This is a genomic window from Sulfitobacter sp. SK012 (assembly GCF_003352085.1).
In the GTDB taxonomy this organism is placed as follows: domain Bacteria; phylum Pseudomonadota; class Alphaproteobacteria; order Rhodobacterales; family Rhodobacteraceae; genus Sulfitobacter.
The window spans coordinates 3,062,848-3,081,567 of record NZ_CP025804.1 but is presented as its reverse complement, the minus strand read 5'-3'; the positions used below and the strand labels follow the sequence as shown (position 1 = coordinate 3,081,567).

General features: G+C 51.0%; 21 protein-coding genes. 15 read left to right on the top strand and 6 right to left on the bottom strand.

Going from position 1 to position 18,720, the window contains the following annotated elements; translation table 11 throughout:
• Positions 1–5 precede the first annotated feature (5 nt).
• On the top strand, positions 6–383 hold the full coding sequence (locus tag C1J03_RS15065) for a methyltransferase family protein (RefSeq protein WP_162798551.1): 378 nt from the start codon (positions 6–8) through the stop codon (positions 381–383).
• A 52-nt stretch (positions 384–435) separates the two neighbouring features.
• Here the strand turns inward: C1J03_RS15065 and C1J03_RS15060 are convergent, their stop codons facing one another.
• Positions 436–1,197, bottom strand: coding sequence for a YeeE/YedE family protein (locus tag C1J03_RS15060; protein ID WP_302661625.1), 762 nt, complete (start codon positions 1,195–1,197; stop codon positions 436–438).
• Between the two features lie 96 nt (positions 1,198–1,293).
• Between C1J03_RS15060 and C1J03_RS15055 the strand changes: the two genes are divergently transcribed.
• A complete protein-coding gene (locus C1J03_RS15055; protein WP_114883178.1) occupies positions 1,294–2,541 on the top strand; it encodes an IS256 family transposase in 1,248 nt (415 codons plus the stop codon).
• Positions 2,542–2,575: 34 nt separating this feature from the next.
• On the opposite strand, the gene C1J03_RS15050 is transcribed toward C1J03_RS15055, so the two are convergent.
• Genes C1J03_RS15050 through C1J03_RS15030 form a run of 5 tightly spaced genes read right to left on the bottom strand, consistent with a single transcriptional unit; the run spans position 2,576 to position 5,746 of the window.
• Positions 2,576–2,917: a YeeE/YedE thiosulfate transporter family protein gene (locus tag C1J03_RS15050; protein ID WP_254694056.1), complete on the bottom strand. Its 342-nt coding sequence runs from the start codon at positions 2,915–2,917 to the stop codon at positions 2,576–2,578.
• Between the two features lie 52 nt (positions 2,918–2,969).
• A complete protein-coding gene (locus tag C1J03_RS15045) occupies positions 2,970–3,371 on the bottom strand; it encodes a rhodanese-like domain-containing protein (protein ID WP_254694055.1) in 402 nt (133 codons plus the stop codon).
• Between the two features lie 4 nt (positions 3,372–3,375).
• The gene (locus tag C1J03_RS15040; protein WP_254694272.1) at positions 3,376–3,870 is read right to left on the bottom strand and encodes a rhodanese-like domain-containing protein; all 495 of its coding nucleotides are present in this window, start codon (positions 3,868–3,870) and stop codon (positions 3,376–3,378) included.
• 8 nt (positions 3,871–3,878) lie between these two features.
• Positions 3,879–4,823 carry an MBL fold metallo-hydrolase gene (locus tag C1J03_RS15035; RefSeq protein WP_114887329.1) on the bottom strand — a complete coding sequence of 315 codons (945 nt, stop codon included), beginning with the start codon at positions 4,821–4,823 and terminating at the stop codon, positions 3,879–3,881.
• Between the two features lie 2 nt (positions 4,824–4,825).
• Positions 4,826–5,746, bottom strand: a complete 921-nt coding sequence (locus C1J03_RS15030) for an MBL fold metallo-hydrolase (RefSeq protein WP_174234504.1) — start codon at positions 5,744–5,746, stop codon at positions 4,826–4,828.
• 152 nt (positions 5,747–5,898) lie between these two features.
• Here C1J03_RS15030 and C1J03_RS15025 point away from each other — a divergent pair, with 152 nt between their 5' ends.
• The 13 genes from C1J03_RS15025 to C1J03_RS14960 all read left to right on the top strand — a co-directional run bounded on the left by C1J03_RS15025 (position 5,899) and on the right by C1J03_RS14960 (position 18,716).
• Positions 5,899–6,612 carry a cytochrome c biogenesis CcdA family protein gene (locus C1J03_RS15025; RefSeq protein ID WP_114887328.1) on the top strand — a complete coding sequence of 238 codons (714 nt, stop codon included), beginning with the start codon at positions 5,899–5,901 and terminating at the stop codon, positions 6,610–6,612.
• 16 nt (positions 6,613–6,628) lie between these two features.
• Positions 6,629–7,027 carry a thioredoxin family protein gene (locus tag C1J03_RS15020; RefSeq protein ID WP_114887327.1) on the top strand — a complete coding sequence of 133 codons (399 nt, stop codon included), beginning with the start codon at positions 6,629–6,631 and terminating at the stop codon, positions 7,025–7,027.
• A 16-nt stretch (positions 7,028–7,043) separates the two neighbouring features.
• On the top strand, positions 7,044–7,841 hold the full coding sequence (locus C1J03_RS15015; RefSeq protein ID WP_114887326.1) for a sterol desaturase family protein: 798 nt from the start codon (positions 7,044–7,046) through the stop codon (positions 7,839–7,841).
• A gap of 155 nt (positions 7,842–7,996) precedes the next feature.
• Positions 7,997–8,728: a heme ABC transporter permease gene (locus C1J03_RS15010; RefSeq protein ID WP_114887325.1), complete on the top strand. Its 732-nt coding sequence runs from the start codon at positions 7,997–7,999 to the stop codon at positions 8,726–8,728.
• Positions 8,728–8,886, top strand: coding sequence for a heme exporter protein CcmD (gene ccmD / locus C1J03_RS15005; RefSeq protein ID WP_114887324.1), 159 nt, complete (start codon positions 8,728–8,730; stop codon positions 8,884–8,886). The genes C1J03_RS15010 and ccmD overlap by 1 nt, the downstream gene beginning before the upstream one ends.
• Before the next feature lie 107 nt (positions 8,887–8,993).
• On the top strand, positions 8,994–9,485 hold the full coding sequence (gene ccmE / locus C1J03_RS15000) for a cytochrome c maturation protein CcmE (RefSeq protein ID WP_114887323.1): 492 nt from the start codon (positions 8,994–8,996) through the stop codon (positions 9,483–9,485).
• Positions 9,475–11,469, top strand: coding sequence for a heme lyase CcmF/NrfE family subunit (locus C1J03_RS14995; RefSeq protein ID WP_114887322.1), 1,995 nt, complete (start codon positions 9,475–9,477; stop codon positions 11,467–11,469). The genes ccmE and C1J03_RS14995 overlap by 11 nt, the downstream gene beginning before the upstream one ends.
• 3 nt (positions 11,470–11,472) lie before the next feature.
• The gene (locus tag C1J03_RS14990; protein ID WP_114887321.1) at positions 11,473–12,027 is read left to right on the top strand and encodes a DsbE family thiol:disulfide interchange protein; all 555 of its coding nucleotides are present in this window, start codon (positions 11,473–11,475) and stop codon (positions 12,025–12,027) included.
• Entirely contained in the window at positions 12,024–12,491 is a 468-nt protein-coding gene (locus C1J03_RS14985; protein WP_114887320.1) for a cytochrome c-type biogenesis protein, read from the top strand. Before C1J03_RS14990 ends, C1J03_RS14985 begins: the two co-directional genes overlap by 4 nt.
• Entirely contained in the window at positions 12,491–13,636 is a 1,146-nt protein-coding gene (gene ccmI, locus C1J03_RS14980) for a c-type cytochrome biogenesis protein CcmI (protein ID WP_114887319.1), read from the top strand. Before C1J03_RS14985 ends, ccmI begins: the two co-directional genes overlap by 1 nt.
• Positions 13,637–13,659: 23 nt before the next feature.
• Complete coding sequence (locus C1J03_RS14975) at positions 13,660–15,966, top strand: DUF255 domain-containing protein (protein WP_114887318.1); 2,307 nt, start codon at positions 13,660–13,662, stop codon at positions 15,964–15,966.
• A 445-nt stretch (positions 15,967–16,411) separates the two neighbouring features.
• Complete coding sequence (locus C1J03_RS14965; RefSeq protein ID WP_254694054.1) at positions 16,412–16,597, top strand: Y-family DNA polymerase; 186 nt, start codon at positions 16,412–16,414, stop codon at positions 16,595–16,597.
• A 985-nt stretch (positions 16,598–17,582) separates the two neighbouring features.
• Complete coding sequence (locus tag C1J03_RS14960; RefSeq protein WP_114887317.1) at positions 17,583–18,716, top strand: ABC transporter permease; 1,134 nt, start codon at positions 17,583–17,585, stop codon at positions 18,714–18,716.
• Positions 18,717–18,720: the final 4 nt, after the last annotated feature.

The following is an 18,720-nucleotide window of genomic DNA, read 5'->3' as shown; positions in this document are numbered from 1 at the left end:
AATATATGTTTCCAGGGTGGCATGTTACGTGGCCTGTTCAGACATTCATTTCTTGGGTGTTATTGATTGCGGCCCTGATCCTAATTTGTTGGTCTGGCATCTGGTTTTTCCGCAAGAAAACACCGATTGAACCGCATCACCAGCCGAAGGACCTGATTGTCGAAGGGCCCTACGGTATCTCGCGCAATCCAATCTACCTGGCTCTTGTGATGCTAACTGCTGCGTCTGCAGTCGGACACGGATCCATCCTTGGCTTGGTTTTAGCGGTGCTACTTTGGAAAATTCTAGACCGGAGATTTGCTGAACCAGAAGAGCAGGGCTTACGTCGAGCGTTTGGCGAGGCGGCTGAGCAGTATTTCAAGCAAACAGGCCGCTGGCTCTGACCACCTGCTAAAAAGGATTAAGCGGCAAATTGTGCAATCTCAAACATGAGCGCTAGACAATTCTGAAGGGTTTGCTGCGGCGATGCCCAATGGTGATGGCGAGCTGTGTGATACATGCGCCGACCCACATTGAGAACAAGGCAAGCCATGCCGTAAGTGCAAAGATAGAACCCCCAGACATCCCGGCCCCGACAGCACACCCTCCAGCCAACATGCTCCCAAACCCCATAAGAACACCGCCAGCAAGGTATCTTTCCATTGGCATATCTGGCTCAAACCTTTGAATGCGCGCCTCCTTAGTCATGATCGACATTAGGAGAGCTCCAAAGAAAACACCTGGGACCAGTCCGGACCCAAAACCCATTGGCAGGTCTCTTTCATTAATCAATCCCATCAATGTGTCAGCAGACGGGCCGGTAAATGTGATAGAAGAAATCGCAACGACGTCAAACGATGCCTGAGCGACAGCATACGTGCCTAACCATCCAAGACCGACTGCAATACCAACAAATAGTGCAGCAATGATCCTTGAGGGTTTGCAAGTCCGCTTCCATGAGAACCAGATCGAAATCAATAGGATCAAAAACGCAATATTAAAGACAGCCAAAGGTGATAGCTCGATATATGATAGAAGGTTACGTGAAGGCCCGCCTGACACTGTCCAAAGCGAACTTAGAACTTCACGGGCGGGCGCAAGTACCCCGCGGAGCGATGCCTGCGCGGTTAAAGTGAGAACGAGGCCTGTAACGAAGGCGCGAAGATTGCCCGTTGCAGAAAGGACCAATAGCCGACTGGCGCATCCACGAGGAGCTATGACTGAATCTGGTGTTTGGGGGATTTGAAGGTTGGCGGCGTATCTGGTTGATTTGTTGTTGCGAGACAGCAGCCCAACCGAAGGAGATACACCACCATGGAAACGACTAACATTGTTGATTTTTCGCGTCGAGACGGGATCACGGACGCGCTGACGGATTTATTGAGAACAGGAGCGCAGCAATTGATCGCAACAGCCGTTGAAGCTGAGCTTGAAAGCTATCTGTCTCAGTTTACCACCGCGCGCACTGAGGCCGGTCATGCGACTGTTGTGCGCAATGGGCATCATCCCGAGCGCCCGTTCCAAACGGGCATCGGCCCCGTGAACGTGCGCATTCCCAAGGTTCGCTCAAAAAACGGCCAGCCCGTGACATTCCATTCGGCCCTGGTGCCACCGTACGTGCGCAGAACCAAAACGTTGGAAGCGGCCTTGCCATGGCTGTATCTGAAGGGCATCTCCAGCGGTGAAATGGGCTCGGCTCTCAAGGTTCTTCTGGGCCCTGATGCGGCGGGATTGTCGGCAAATACGGTCTCACGGCTCAAGCGCGATTGGGCCAACGAATACGGCGAGTGGAGAAAGGCAGCGTTGGACGATGAGCCCTTGGTCTACATCTGGGCTGACGGTGTCCACAGCGGCCTTCGGGGCGAGGATGACAAGCTCTGCGCCCTTGTGATTGTGGGGGTAACAGCCCGTGGCAAGAAGCGGTTCTTGGCTATTGAGGACGGGGTGCGCGAGTCCACGCAGAGCTGGCGCGAGGCTCTCCTCAGCCTCAAAAGCCGGGGAATGAACGCCCCGAAACTTGCTATTGGAGATGGTGCCATGGGGTTCTGGGCCGCCATAGATGAAGTCTATCCTGAGACCCGTCATCAACGCTGTTGGCAACACAAAACTATGAATGTGCTCAACTGTTTGCCCAAGCTGTCTCAGCCAAAGGCCAAAGCTGCGATCCACAACATCTGGCAGGCTGAGACCAAAGATGATGCGGGCAAGGCCTTAGATTTGTTCATCAAAACCTACGAACCCAAATACCCCAAGGCGACGCTGTGCCTGCAAAAGGACCGCGAGGAACTCATGGCATTCTTCGACTTTCCAGCACAACACTGGCAAAGCATCCGCACCAGTAATCCAATTGAATCCGCCTTTGCCACGATCCGTCATCGCACCAAACGATCAAAGGGCTGCCTCTCACGCGACGGCATGCTGCACATGATGTTCAAGCTGGGGCAATGCGCCGAGCAAAACTGGAGGAAACTACGCGGCTTTGACTACCTCGCCAAAGTCATCACCGGCGTCGCATTCAAAGACGGAATTGAAGCCACTGAAAACAGCCAGATCGCCGCATGACCAGAAACCCTTAAACACCAGATTTGACAATAACTCATCCACGAGCAAGGATCATGCCGCTGCCGAATAATAGACCACCAATTATGGCGCCAGATAGGCTTCCGGTTGCAGCAATTTGTCGTGCCTCAGAAACGTCGAAGTATTCGGCCGCTATTAAGAACTGTACGCTGGCAACTGCTGCACCAAAGGCTACAAACCACGTCGCAATACTTACACCCCAACGGCGCTCAGAGAATTCTATCGCAGCAGAGCGCAAGCAAAAGCGCGAATGCTGGGCTGCGCCACCAAAGAGAATGCCTACAGCTAAGGCAATAATAAACAATACCGTGCCTGCGCCGAAGTGATCAACTAACTGTTCGATGTCCATACCGCCCATGACCTCGCTTATGTATGTTAAGTCGCTCAGCTAGTGAGCGCCTTGAGCCAGGTCAACGAAGTCGTCTCCAGTCTTCATATCCTCCTTGCAGAATGAGTAGATTCTCAAAGCCTAAGACTCTTAGTCCGAACACAACCTGTGCAGACAACGCGCCAGTGTTGCAAAACAAGATAGTTTTTTTGTCTTTGGGGATGTCTTCTATGCGCGAGAAGACATCCCGCCATTCGATGTGAATCGCTCCTTCGATTGTCGACTCCGCAAACTCTTCTTCAGATCGGGTGTCGACGAAAGTGAAGCTGCTGAACAGATCGTCAGTGATCTGTGCCGGGACAATAATGCCGGCGTCATAAGTTGCGAACTCGGTATAGTCCGCCATTGTTTCTAGCAACGTATTTTGAGCAGAGGCAGCTGTTGTGATCATTGACAATAATATGGTGAGAATGATTTTCCCCAAATCATCAGTCCTTTTTCAACATCGAAGCCGTGTGTTTGCCACGCGCGACCGTGACATCAACAATCGGAAGGTTTCGGGAGATCCACCCCGGCGCTATTCCATTCCCAGACATACCTTCAGATATATCAATGACACCGGACAGGCCGTTTTGTTCAAGAACGGTAGCGACATGATCGCTCCGCCCTCCAGTCGCGCAAATGAGGGCCAAGGACCTGTTGGGGTATCTCTCAATGATGCTTTGTAGGTTCGGCCCGAAATTCGGGCTATGCATTGTCACAGGCCATGCGCCCTTCGCGACGCCGGTTTCGGCCCATTCCCCGGGGCTTCTGATGTCGAGGATGATCAGGTCACCATTGAGTGTCGCGGAATGGGCTTCAATAGCGCTCATTTTTGGAGGTTGTGCGAAAACAACGGCTGTTGTGATGAACAGAACGAGGGCAGCAACTAAAACGGCCAGACAGATAACCGCAAGTTTACGGAGCACGGGCATTGATATCATCGGAGCCACTACTCAAACTCCATCTGCTCATAAACGCGACCTGCATTTTTTGTCGCAAGTTCTTCAAAAGTATCTAGATGCTCGTAGGGTGATTGGTCGATATAATAGGCGTCCGCCAGATCACCACCTTCGTCCAGATGTGCCCCAACCTTCTCGCGCAGATAAATCAGGTAGTCGCGGGTGTAGCGGCGCACTTGGTCCATATTAGTTGGGTGCCCATGCCCTGGAATGACGTAGGTGGCATTCAAAGCTTCAAATTGAGTGTCCCAAGTTTCGATCCAATCAGCGGTCATCGTATGCGAAAAGATGGGAAGCATACGTTCGTGAAATGCCATGTCGCCCGCGATAACAAGGCTCTTTTGTGGTAGCCAAACCACGATGTCACCGGGACTATGAGATGGTCCAAGATTGCGCGCCTCGATCTTTAATCCCCCCAATTCAATAGAATAGACGTCTTCGAATGTTTCGCTCGGCGCCACAACTTGCGTTTGATCTGCACGCTCTTTAACACGCGTCTGCGCAGCTCTCAGGGATTGGCCACCATTCTCTTCAAACTCGTGGGCCGCGTCCACGTGGGCCACAATCTTAACGCCTTGTTCTGCCCAGTACCCATTTCCGAGCATCGCATGTCCTTGCCCATTTTCGTTAAAGACCAGCTTTACGGGTTGATCGGTCACTAGTTTGATCTCTTGGTGCAGGGCAGCGGCCAGTTGATAGGATCCGCCTGCATTCACAACGACGACGCCATCGTTTGTCACGATGAAGCTCAGATTGTTGTTGTGGCCTGCATTTTCGTAAGTAGGTGGTGCCGTTGCGCCGATTGCAGAGAATACCCCCGGAATAAATTCGACGGGTTTGGCATATAGGACCGAGCTGGGGTATTGGTCGGGGATGTCTTCGCTTGCAAATGCGGGCCCGACGCACAAAAAAGTTATGAGGACGATTTTTTCCATCGTCATAGCTCCGGGACAAAAACGTAACCGCCAGGCATCTTGTCGACATAGCCAATGCCATTTCCCGACAGATGGTAACCGATCACGCGCATATTTTGGTGAGACAACTGATCCAAAAGTGTGATCCGTGTCGCCGCTGCGGTCTCTTGGTCCTGATCTGAACCAGAGTGCCATTCAGGCTTGGCGAACGCGATGTGATCGTTCCCGATGCAATCTCCCAAAATCATCAACGACTCAGATCCTTGGCGAACTTCCAGCGCCATGTGGCCCGGAGTATGACCGAACGTAGATCGGGCCAATACACCTGATATGATCTCGTCGCCGTCGGTGAAAAATTCAATGTGGTCTTCGATTAATTTGAGCCGACGTTGGGCCCCGACAGCGAAAGAGACGCGGGCCTCGCCGATCTCATCGATAGTATTTGGGCTCATCCAATAGTCCCATTCGGCTTTACCAATCATATAGCTGGCTTCTGGGAACAAGGGATCATCAAAGTCATCAAGCAAACCCCACAGATGGTCGGGGTGAGCGTGGGTAAAGACGATGTCAGTCACGTCTTCAGGGGCCACCTCAAGTACTTCCAAGGAGTCTAGGAGGATCCCGGAATTCGGCGAGAAATCAGGGCCAGATCCAACATCAAATAATATCGTTCGCTCCCCTTGGCGCATCAGTGTCACGTTGCAAGGAGGGGTCAAAACATCGACGGATTGCCCATACTTTTCCAGAATGGGCAGCAGTTCACTCTCCGGCATTGGTTCAAATATGAAACTCCCAGGAAGGGTAAGAGATCCATCACTGACAACATCAATTTTAATATCACCAAGCGTTACTTGCGCGTGCGCTGAACTTGAGTGCAAGCCGAACATTTTACCAGCAGTCAGTGCGGCACCACCTGCGATAAATTGTCTTCTGGGGAAACTCATTGAACTGTCCAATAATTCTTTTATATGAATATGAATGATTGTTTTGATTGCGGCAAGCAATTTTGCCAATCCAGATCATGTTGACGCTTTCGTGACGTCCCTGTGAGCGTATTTTTATTGCCTAAACGTCATTACATCTTCACATCAAGATAATGGAATTTGTTTTTGCTTATCTTGCCGGCTTGTTGACGTTGATCAATCCCTGCGTCCTGCCAGTTTTACCCATTGTCCTCGTCAGCGCCTTGAACGCAGACCGTTTAGGCCCGGTTGCATTGGCAGCAGGGATGAGTGTGTCATTTGTAACGTTCGGCGTACTTGTGACTGCATTCGGATCTTCCATTGGCTTAACGCAAGATCGTTTGGCACAGATCGGCGCGCTCCTAATGATCGCCTTTGGGGTCATTTTGTTTGTCCCGATATTTTCAAGTCGATTTGAAATGGCGACAGCAGGTGTCGCTGCCGGGGCTGATACGCAAATGAGGCAAATGGATGCTTCGGGCTTGAAAGGGCAATTTGTTGGTGGGTTGTTACTGGGTGCAGTTTGGTCACCTTGCATCGGTCCAACTCTTGGCGGCGCGATTGCCTTGGCTTCTCAGGGTACTAATCTGGGCTATGTTACTCTGATCATGATTTGTTTCGCCTTAGGGGTCTCGACCCTTATCCTTGGTCTTGGGTTGGGCGCGCGCGAAGCTATCCGGTCGCGGGCACAAAAGTTGCGTATCCTAGCAGAAAAGTCCAAGCCAATCCTTGGTGCCACATTCATCGCAGTTGGCCTGATGCTCTATTTTCAGTTTCACCACGTCATCGAAGCATGGGCGCTCGATGTTATGCCTATCTGGCTTCAAGACCTGTCGGTCGTCCTTTGAGAGTTTGGAGAACCTTATGAACCGCCGTATTTTTTTCGTGAGTATCCTCGCGACAACAATGATGCCAGTGATGGCATTAGCCGCAGATTTTGTAGACTATGAGCCTGGCATCATAGAAACTGCTCTTGAGGATGGCAAAACCGTCTTTGTCGACTATTCGGCACGTTGGTGCGGGACATGTAAGAGACAAGAGCGTGTCATCAATGCCCTTCGGGTAGCAGATCCCGCCTATGACAACGCCATGACGTTTGTAAAAGTGGATTGGGATACATACAAAAATCATGAAGTCGCCGTTTTTCGCGACATTCCGCGTCGGTCGACACTGTTGGTTTTACGTGGCGAGCAAGAACTCGGCCGCGTCGTTGCTGGTACTTCTGAAAGCCAGATAAAGGCTTTGATGGATTCTGGCCTTTAAGGTGGGGAAGTAGGTTTTGGAGCACGAAGCGCAAATTCGACTAATTGTATTTGTTAGCCTGTTTGCTGCGTTTGCTTCTTTTGAAACTTTTTGGCCCCGCCGCTTACGTAAGCAAAAACGTTTGCGGCGATGGGCCACCAACTGGGCGATCATTGTACTCGATAGCGTCATGCTAAGGCTGCTGGCCGTAGTGCTTCCTCTTCTTGCTGTCGGTGCCGCAATGGATGCGCAGTCTCAGGGCTGGGGCTTATTGAACTGGGTAGATCTGCCCATTTGGCTAGAGATTATCGGTTCCATCTTCATCCTAGATTTTGTCATTTGGGCACAGCACTGGATCACCCATCGAGTGCCAGTGCTGTGGCGGCTGCATCGGGTACATCACGCCGACGTCGACATTGACGTCACAACCGCAATTAGGTTCCACCCTATCGAAATTGGGTTGTCGATGCTGCTAAAAATTGGAGTAGTCTATCTGCTGGGACCAAGTGCATTTTCCGTCGTTCTGTTCGAAGTCATTTTGAATGGCACCGCGATGTTCAATCACGCCAACATCCGGATCCCGCTGCAGTTGGATAAAGTTATTCGAACTGTTTTGGTCACGCCAGATATGCACCGCGTTCATCACTCAGTTTATTGCGAGGAACACAATAGCAACTACGGGTTTGCCCTCTCAATCTGGGACCGCTTATTCGGAACCTACATCGCACAACCGCAAGATGGACACGACGAAATGAAGATCGGGCTGCAATGGCAAGATGATCGACCGGCCAAGTTGGGATGGTCTCTATTGCTTCCGTTTTTACGTCGTCCCTAGGTGAAGTTGATAGCTTTCATTTGCTTTATGCGCAGCTATCAAATATTCATATGTGAATAATTGATTGTTTAGGGCGTTGCCGTTTGTAATCCTAGACTTAAAATCCTCGCATACAGCGCGCCTAATGCGCTCTTTGAAACATTGGTGATACCTCAATGAACTCGCTTTGGGAGTACGCTAACCCAACCAAGTTTATGGCTCTATCGAAGCGCGTCCTTCCATGGATCGCAGTGCTGGCCGCAATTTGTTTGGCAACTGGCTTGATCTGGGGGTTCTTTTTTACACCAGACGACGTCCGACAGGGATCAACCGTCAAAATCATTTATCTCCATGTCCCTACAGCTTTAATGGCAATCAACGCTTGGCTCATGATGTTGGTTGCCTCTTTGATCTGGCTCATTCGGCGCCACCACGTTTCGGCGCTCGCCGCGCGCGCTGCCGCACCCGTAGGGCTTGCGATGACGTTTGTCGCTCTTTTGACAGGTGCCATTTGGGGGCAACCGATGTGGGGAACATACTGGGCTTGGGATCCGCGTTTGACGTCCTTTATGATCTTGGCGCTGTTCTATCTGGGGTACATTGCATTATGGTCGGCCATCGAAGATCCCGACACAGCAGCGGACTTGACGTCGGTCCTATGCCTTGTTGGGTCAGTCTTCGCACTTATGTCCCGTTACGCTGTAAATTTCTGGAACCAAGGGCTACACCAGGGAGCTTCGTTATCGTTGGACAAGGAAGAGCATGTCTCAAATGTTTTTTGGCAACCTCTCGTTGTTTCCATTGCCGGGTTTGTTTTATTGTTCTTCGCACTCGTACTTTTACGCACGCAGTCAGAAATCATGAGCCGCCGCACGCAGGCCCTTCTTGCTAGGGAGCGCACACTTTGATGCCAGACCTTGGGAAATATGCAATCACGGTTCTGCTGGCTTACGGCGTGTCCGGTCTCATTCTCGTTGCTCTGGTGCTGCAAAGCTTGGTCCGCCATAGGCGTTTGCGGAGAAAACTATCGAATGTCGAAGATCGACGGCCGAGACCTGAATATTGACTAAATGAAGCGTGGGGCAACAAGTGGTAAGCGCAGCACGTGGGTAATCATTGCAATGTATTTATGTCTTCCACTACGGTTTTATCAACTAGCTGAGAGTGAGCACGATGAGTTTAAAGAAGAAGCGTAGAGTCCAGATCATTCTGGTAGCGGTTGTCGCGCTTGCTCTTGCAACTGGGCTGATAGGCTACGCTATGCAGGACGGAATCAATTTCTTTAGATCGCCCACACAGGTAACTGAAACACCGCCAGCTGCCCAAGAGACTTTTCGGATAGGGGGTTTGGTCGAAGAGGGTTCCTTAAAGGTTGTAGGCGACGCCGCGGTGACCTTCCTGGTTACGGACGGCAACGCGTCTGTACCCGTGACTTACAAGGGCGCATTGCCAGACCTTTTCAAAGAGGGGGAGGGCATGATCGGTTCTGGAAATCTCATAGGCGGTACTTTCCAAGCAACAGAGATCCTTGCAAAACATGATGAAGAATACATGCCGGTAGAAGTCATCGACGCCCTTAAGGCGCAAGGCGTGTATCAAGAAGGTCGCAAGACACCTTCGGAGCCGCTCGAAACAGTGACGAATGGAGCAGGAAATGATTCCTGAGCTAGGCCAATTTGCTCTTACGCTTGCGCTGATAACAGCCGTTGTTCAGGGCGTTTTACCAATATGGGGCGCGTCACTAAATAACGCTCTATGGATGCGCAGCGCGACATCTACCGCTTCGCTCCAGTTTGTTCTAATCGCAATAGCGTTTGGTGCCCTCATGAGGTCCTTTGTCGTAAGTGATTTTACGGTATTGAACGTTGTGGAGAACTCAAATTCTCTGAAACCAATGTTGTTTAAGGTAGCGGGAACATGGGGTAGCCACGAAGGCTCGCTATTGTTGTGGACGCTTATTCTTGCGCTGTTTGGTGCTGCGGTTGCTGTGCTAGGTCGTAACATTCCAACGGGTCTCAAAGCCCGGACGCTTAGTGTGCAAGCTTGGATCAGCATTGGCTTTTTGAGTTTCATGCTGTTTACCTCCAACCCGTTTGACCGTGTTTTTCCTGCACCACTGGATGGCAACGATCTCAACCCGCTGCTGCAAGATGTAGGGTTAGCGATGCACCCGCCACTTTTGTATATTGGCTACGTTGGTTTTTCGATTGTCTTCAGCTTTGCGGTCGCCGCATTGATTGAAGGACGGGTTGATCCAGCGTGGGCGCGATGGGTAAGGCCGTGGACATTGGCCGCTTGGGTTGCGTTAACAGGTGGCATCGCATTGGGATCGTGGTGGGCGTATTATGAACTTGGCTGGGGCGGGTGGTGGTTCTGGGATCCGGTTGAGAACGTAAGTTTCATGCCGTGGCTTTTGGGGACTGCGCTATTGCATTCAGCGATTGTGACAGAGAAACGGGGTGCCTTTAAAAGTTGGACCATTTTGTTGGCCATTTTGACGTTCTCTTTGTCACTTCTGGGCACATTCATCGTTCGTTCGGGCCTATTAACTTCCGTGCACGCATTTGCGGTGGATCCAGAACGCGGGATATACATCCTTGGGCTCCTAACGGTTTCCATAGGAGGTTCGCTCACGCTCTATGCTGCGCGCGTTCACAAAATGGAGCCTGGTGGACTCTTTGCGCCAATCAGCCGTGAAGGCGGGCTGTTGTTGAATAATCTACTGCTCACATTGGCGACAGCGACGGTCCTGTTTGGCACGCTCTACCCCTTGTTTCTTGAAGGGTTAACCGGAGATAAAATTTCAGTTGGGCCACCGTTCTTCAATACCAGTTTCATACCTATCATGCTTCCACTGGTACTTATCATGGGTATCGGGCCGTTCTTATCATGGAAACGTGCAGATTTAGCCGGGATTATCAGTCGTCTTAAATGGGTCATCTTGATCGCAGGGATATCAGCGCTTGTGGTCTGGTATATCCAGACAAAGGGACCAGCGCTTGCTGTGATAGCAATGGCAATCGCTGTGTGGCTTTTGCTTGCAACTTTGCGGGAATGGTCTTCAAGGATCAGGCTTGGACAAGTCGAGCTCACTGAGAGTTTGGATAGATTGCGTCGGGTTCCGCGTGCAGCACATGGGATGACGATGGCCCACGCTGGCCTCGCGGTCTGTATGTTTGGGTTTGTAGGCTCATCTGCATGGAAGTCCGAAGAAGTGCTATTTGTTCAACCAGGCAAACTGGTTCAGATTGCTGGATTTGATGTGACGTTTGAAGGCGTTGAGCAGGTGCAAGGACCAAACTATACTGCGAGTGTTGGGAAGTTGAGTGTGATGCGCAATGGGCGCCCCGTCACTATCCTGCGTCCTGAACGTCGCAGCTATCCGGTTGCACAGTCCCAAACCACTGAGGCTGCAATCAGATCGACGCCAGCTGGCGATCTGTATGCATCTATTACAGAGCCAGTAAATCAAGAGATCGAGGGGCAATGGACATTGCGCATCTTGTACGAACCACTTGTTGGTTTTGTATGGTTCGGCTCACTGATGCTGGTTTTTGGGGGGCTGCTATCATTGTCGGACCGTCGACTAAGGGTAGGTGCCCCTAAGCGCAAGGCGCGCTCCGCTAGCCTACCGATAGCGGCGGAATAGACCTTGAAGAAACTTCTATCCTTACTCCCGTTGTGTGCCGCGATTGGCATTGGCATTGCAGGTTGGTGGGGGCTCAACCCTAATCGTGATCCAGGTGCAATCCCGTCGGTTCTAATTGACAAGCCTGTTCCAGTATTTGAACTGTCCGATGTCGCTGGCACTGGGACGCCAGGTTTGGCAACTCAGGATCTGTTGATGAGCCAAGAACCCATTTTGGTTAACGTCTTCGCATCATGGTGCCTCCCTTGCCGTGCGGAACACGCAGTTCTGGCTCGTATGGTGCGCGAAGAAGACCTGAATCTGGTTGGAATTAACTACAAAGACAAACCAGCAACTGCCGCCAAATGGCTAGCGGAACTGGGCAACCCTTATAGTCGGATCGGATCAGATCAAACGGGACGTGCCGGCATCGAATGGGGAATCTCTGGTGTACCAGAGACGTTTATTGTTGGTCCCGGTGGGAAAGTCATTTTTCGCCATGTAGGTCCAATTTCTAGTGATGCAGCGCTAGCCAAAATTCGTGGAGCCCTTGCCGTCGCGAGAAAGGATAAGCCGTGATCCGAATTTTACTTGTCCTCGGGCTGTTCGCTACAGCAGCAAGCGCTGTCGAACCTGATGAGATTCTCTCTGATCCAACTCTTGAGGCGCGCGCGCGGGTGATCTCGGCCAATTTGCGCTGCGTTGTTTGTCAAAATGAGCCTATCGATACTTCAAATGCTGGGGTTGCGAGAGACTTACGATTGCTGGTGCGTGAACGCTTGGTAGCAGGGGACACAGATAAACAGGTCTTCGACTACGTTGTCGCTCGCTATGGTGATTATGTCTTGTTCAAGCCACCTTGGAAGTCGACGACTTATGCACTTTGGCTGACCCCAATTGCGTTTGCCATATTTGGCATGCTTTCGATCTTGCTGATCTTAAGACGTTCAAGCAGAGAATTTACCATTGTAGAAGCTTTGAGCCCTGAAGAAGAGGCGCAATTGTCCGAACTTGAAAAGCGCAAAAAGGATCGAGATATCTAATGATCTACATGTTGGGCGCTATTTTGGTAGCAATGGTTCTTGTCGCTTTTGTTGTGCCAGTGATCCGAAACAGGACAGGTGTCGTTTCGCATTCTGAAAGCGCGCAGGCGATGTTGAACGACCAATTGGGCGAAGTTGAGCGAGATGTGGCGCGGGGGCTAATTTCTACGGAGGACGGGCGTTCGGCCACGGTTGAAATCCAGCGCCGGATAATTGCCACTGATCGGCGAGAAACACTAACGTCCACGCCTTCAGGGTCCGGTGCGTGGGCCATGTTGTTGGCAGCTTTTTTTGTGCCAGTAGCGGCAACAATCCTTTATCTAAGTATTGGATCTCCAATGATCCCAAGCTCTGTTTTCGCAGACCGGAGCGAGGAACTGGAAGTCTTGACTAGGCAAGATGAGTTGACACAAAGGCTCTTTTTGCAGCTCTCCTCAGAAGAAAATGGCGGTGCAACCGAAGGCTGGCTGCTTTTGGCAAATGCCTACATGGGAATGAGGAAATACGACAAGGCCGCAGATGCTTATGGCCGAGTTCTAGGCCGAGACGAAGCGACATTCGTCGAGTTTGGGCAGTTTGCAGAAGCGTTAATATTGCAAGAAAATGGGTTTGTGACGCCGGTTGCGGAACGTGCGTTGGATAGATCATTACAAATGGAACCCGGCAATATTGCCGGCGTCTACTATAAGTCATTCGCTTTAGCTCAGACAGACCAAATCGATGCTGCCTATTCCTTGTTGACCTCTCGGCTTGCCACTGAAGATGGGCTACCTGCATGGATGGAATCTTATATCGCACAGGCAAATTTCTACGGGGAAAAGCTTGGTAAAGCTCCGATCTCACTTGCCGACTATGCGCCTGTCCTCAAGGGACCAACAGCCGAAGATGTTGCGAACGCGTCTGACCTGTCGGTGGAAGACAGAAACGCATTTATCTCTTCAATGGTTGAGAGATTGGCCGCTCGTCTTGAAGATAAGCCCGACGATTTGGACGGCTGGCTACAGTTGGCACGCGCCTATACTGTGCTAGGGGATCAAGATCAGGCCCTTCTTGCGTACCGCCAAGCTGAGCCACTGGCTGAGGCATTGCCAGACAATGACCAGCGCAAGGCTTTGGTTCGTCAGAATTTGCAGATTACCAAGTAGCAGCAAGCAAAGTGGTCCAACTGATGAAAAAATATTTGGCATGGACTTCAAAGATAGCTGAGCATGTTCAGGGTGTTGGGCGCCGCACGCTCCGCTTGGGAAAGCTCATTGGTCTTTTTTCCGTGATGCTTTGCAATCCGATTGACGCCAAAGCACAGGAACCAAACCATCTTCTTGGCGCAAAATCTCCGTATTTATTGCAGCACCTCAACAACCCGGTGGACTGGTATCCGTGGTCAGAAGAAGCGCTCGCAAAGGCAAAGGAAGAAGGGAAGTTGATATTTGTCTCAGTTGGCTATTCGTCGTGCCATTGGTGCCATGTGATGGCCGAAGAGAGTTTTGAAAACCAAGCCTTGGCGGATTTGCTGAACAAAAACTTCGTATCTATTAAGATCGATCGCGAAGCGCGGCCGGACCTCGATAAGCAGTTTTTAAGTGTTACTGAGATTTTGACCGGTGGCAGTGGTGGTTGGCCGAATTCAGTATTCCTAACACCCGATGGCGACCCTTTCTATGCAGGGGGATATTTCCCTCCAAATGCATTCAGATCGACACTACAAAATGTTTGGGCCGCCTGGGATGAAAATCCAGAATTTGTTGCACAGGAGGCAGCTAAAGTGGCCACTGCTGTAGCCAATGAACTGTCTCAAATGTTGTCCAAAAAGACCTTATCTGCATCCGATTTAGAAGCCGCGGCGCTCTCCATCCTGCCTGATCTCGACGGATTTTATGGGGGCTATGGTGTTGCACCCAAATTTCCGAGGGAGGCATTGTTTTTGTTTTTACTAGATCAGGCCGAGCGTACGGCGAACCCTGACATGCTTCTTGCCGTCACCAACATGCTGGATGGAATGATTTTGGGCGGAATCCAAGATCATCTTGGAGGGGGGTTCCATCGGTATACAATCGATCCGGAATGGCGCGCACCGCATTTTGAGAAGATGCTATATACCCAAGCACTGACAGGCCGACTGTTAATCCGTGCTTGGAGTGCGACTGGTGAAGCACGTTACCGCCGCGCGGCTGAGCGATTATTCGACTACGTCTTACGCGATTTGCGCGATCGCGCGGGTGGGTTTTACGCCGCTCAAGACGCTGATAGCATTCTGGAGAACGGCAAGCGGGCCGAAGGTGCCTATTATAAATGGACCCAAGAACAAATCGCTGAGCTTAATCGTTCAAATGAGTTGATAGGTAACTTGTTCGAAGTGGACTCGCCTGATGACCCAAACGGACTTGGTGCCCTTCATTTGCTCAAGCACATTGATGCTGCTTCCGTGGAGTTGCACAAAGATCCAGACGTATTCGCCGCAGAGCTGGATGCCGTGCTTGGGAACATGCGGGGCCTTCTAAATCCCATTTTGAAGCCTAAGACAGACCAAAAAATTATTTTGTCCTGGAATGGACTAATGATTGCAACCCTCGCTGAAGCGTCACATCGGTTGGACAAACCTAACTATTACGATGCTGCTCAAGCTGCTGCGAATTATGTTCTGGCCGAAATGGGCGGTTCTGACGGATTGAAGCGTTTAGGTATTCAAGGAACAGTTGAGGGCCCTGCGCAGCTCGAGGATTATGCGGCGTTCGGATTGGCTCTTGTCGCTCTGCACGATTATGCGCCGACTCAGAAAAGTGCAGCTGCTTGGCTGGACAGCGCTGAAGGAGTTTTACGTGAGATGATCAACAAATTCTCAACCGAGTCTGGCGGATTTAAGATGGTAGAAGCCACCGACGGACTGACGAAGGTCATTCCACTAGATGATACAATGATACCCTCTGGGAACGGTCTCGCTTTGTCTCTCTTGTCTCAACTCAGATCTCGTATGCGTGAGCCTTTGTTTGTGCAGACTACGGAGCGTTTGTTGAGCGCGGTTTCGGGATCCGCAATCAATGACCCAGCTGACCACAGTTCTCTGCTCAGCGCGATTGCCCAAGTTGTTTCAGGGAGTACGAATACAGTCCGCTACGGATCAGGTGGTAACGTGCGCGTAGAGTTCATTAATCATCCAGCAGATGACGATTTCGAGATAGAGCTCACTATCGCAAATGGTTGGCACGTGAACGCTCATTTGCCATTGGACGAATATCTGATTCCAACTTCTCTTAATCTAGAAGGTGGTGCCGATATCGATGCAACCTATCCCAACGGGACTGTAAAGTCGCTCTCGTTTAGTGATGCTCCGTTGGCTTTGTATGAAGGGGTGCTTTCGTTTCGATCCAAAAAACCTGAAGGACCCAACGTGAGCCCTACGAAAGCCGTGCTCACTTTTCAGGCCTGTAGTGATGAGGTTTGTTTGCCGCCCGAGGATATGGTATTTGTGTTGTGGTGAATGGGCGTGTTGAGAGTCCTTCTAAATTTCTCAAATGCGGAATGGCTAAAAATGTCGAAAAGACCAATTGCGCCCGTGGGATTTCGGCGGCCAACCCGTTTGGTATTCTGCAATCGAACTTCCTTTCCAATCTCAGTGGTTAGTTTTGCAAGTCAATGGCGACGGGCCTGTTGCACTAATCTGTGGGGATTGGGAGTGGTCTCTATTTCCGTCATCTAGGAGCATTTGTCCAAGCGAAGGGCAGGCACAGTGGCAGAGGCTGAAGTTTCCAAAAACGCCTCTAGTTTGTCCTTCAGTAGAATTTTGCGCAGTTCAACTTGGACGCGGTACTCCTCAAAGCTAGGCGCTCTCGCATCGCGTAACTGAGCTGCCGCTTGTTGTTCTTGTAGGTTCTCGTTTTCATTAATAACTGGTCTGCAAGCCAGCACCGGAAAGGGAATTTGTAATGGTTGAGAATATCTGCCTGCCTGAGCGGCTCTATCTTGATTTTGATAGTTTTTTTGCTTCTGCGGAACAACATTTTAACCCGTCCTTGCGTGGCAAACCCGTAGGTGTGGTCGCGCTCGATTCAGCATATACTGGCTGCATATGTGGGCGGCAAGATTGCCTTTGGCCGTATTCCAGATCCTGAGGATTTTGAAGGTGCCCCGAGCGAGGATGGTGATACGCATTTCTGTTCGTTCTAGGGGAAAGTTAGATTGCCAATGGTGGTTTGCTAAGGGCCCGAAGGAGACCCTAGCGGCAGGATGCGCCGAGGTCTGCTCAGCGGGACGAACCAATGACCGCTTCTGGCCCACAGCGGTCATTGGTTCGTCCCGCAGCGAAGGTCGGCAAAGAGCCCAATTTACCGATCTTCTGTACCGCAGCTAAAGTCCGCTTTTGGGATGCAGGCAGAATTGTCTGACTAAGCTCCGGTTAAAGTTGAAGCTCGACGTCTAAGAGGGCTACGAGGCCGAGTAAAAGTTCGTTCCAGACTGTTGCGCCGGGTTCCTTCGAAGTGACTGAAGCCGCAGCGGGATTGTCATAGTACCACTGTAGTTCAACATCAGGGGTTTCGACTAATCGATATGTATAGTCAGGTACTCATGGGTCGATTCCAAGTAATCAAGCAGGTCTTCGAAATCCGCCTCAAGCACTTCGCCGTGGGCACCGCCATTTTGTAAACGTGCTGTAAACTGACGGACACAAGGTCGGGCTTAGATGATCTGCCCGCGAGCAATCGCGTTTGTGTCAACGCTCACAGATTGGGTGCAGGTAGACAAAACACCTCACAAATTGTTGCGGAAATGAAAGGGTGAAGGTGCATGCTTTGGAAGCCTCTTTTCGATGCAAAGGACAAGGCGAGAATACAAGCACCAACTATGAAGGGCCAAACTTCCACCGATAAGACTCCTACCATGCGGATTGGTATTGATTGATTTGCGTCAGTGCAGGTGCTAGCCCTCGGTATAGACGGTTTTTAGGTGCAGAGAGTTCATGGCTGGGGAGAAATATGATGTTTTTTGACCTTTCCAAGCTGCCAGCTTTCGTTTTGAAGTTTCCATCCAAACACCTGATTTCTCTGAGCCAGTAGCAAGTATGCAGGGTTCTATCGTCAGTGCATACTTCAACTTCGCATGACAAAGTCAGATGCCTTGCTGAATAAAAGGATCAACGTCTCGGTCGCCGAAGGCAAGGCTACACTAGCCGGCCATTTGTTGATCGACACCTTGATGCAGCTGAGAAGCGACGGCCACTCCTCTATTCCAGATGAAACGACGTCGATTGATATTTCGCCTTTGTACAAGCTGGATACAGCAGGTGCATGGTTCTTAGTTGATCAGCGCGCCCAGGCAGCGAAGCGCGGCATCATGCTCCAGATCATGGGTGCTACATCCGCCCAAGCTCAACTTATTGAGACAGTTGAGCAGAATATGCCGCCTGATCACCAACCTTCTTTGGAGCCGCCAAGCATCGCTGACCGCTTTGAAGTATTCGGGCGAAAAATTGCACGTGGGTTCCGAATGGCTGTCGAGTTAACATCGTTTCTGGGACAAGTGATTGCGACGCTGGGTGGCATCTTGCGGCGGCCCAGCCGGCTGCGCCTCACATCGGTGGTGCATCATTGTCAGGAAATCGGGGTGAGCGCGGTGCCGATAGTTGCTCTGATGGCGTTTTTGATCGGTGTGGTGCTCGCTTTCCAAGGCTCGGCACAATTGCGACAGTTCGGGGCGGAGGTCTTTGTGGTCGACCTGATCGCAATCTCGATCCTTCGTGAACTTGGCATCCTTCTGACATCGATTATTGTCGCAGGGCGTTCCGGCTCCGCGTTCACCGCGGCTATTGGTTCGATGAAAATGCGCGAAGAGATCGACGCTATGCGCACCCTCGGCCTTGATCCAGTAACAATTCTTGTCGTCCCGCGCGTGGTTGCACTGATGCTAATGCTGCCAGCTTTGGGGTTAATCGCCGACATTTCTGGATTGATCGGCGGCGCGCTTATGTCATGGGTCGAGCTTGGCGTATCGCCCGCGGTGTTTCAAACGCGTCTGGTCAGCAACACGGACGTCTGGCACTTTGGTGTTGGTATGATCAAAGCGCCATTCTTTGCGCTGATTATTGGTATTATTGGATGTTATCAGGGCATGAAAGTGGGAGGGAATGCAGAATCTCTGGGTCGTTTGACTTCCGCTTCAGTTGTGCTTTCGATCTTCATGGTGATTGTTGTAGATGCGATGTTCTCGATCTTTTTTGCGATCGTGGGGGTGTGACGCA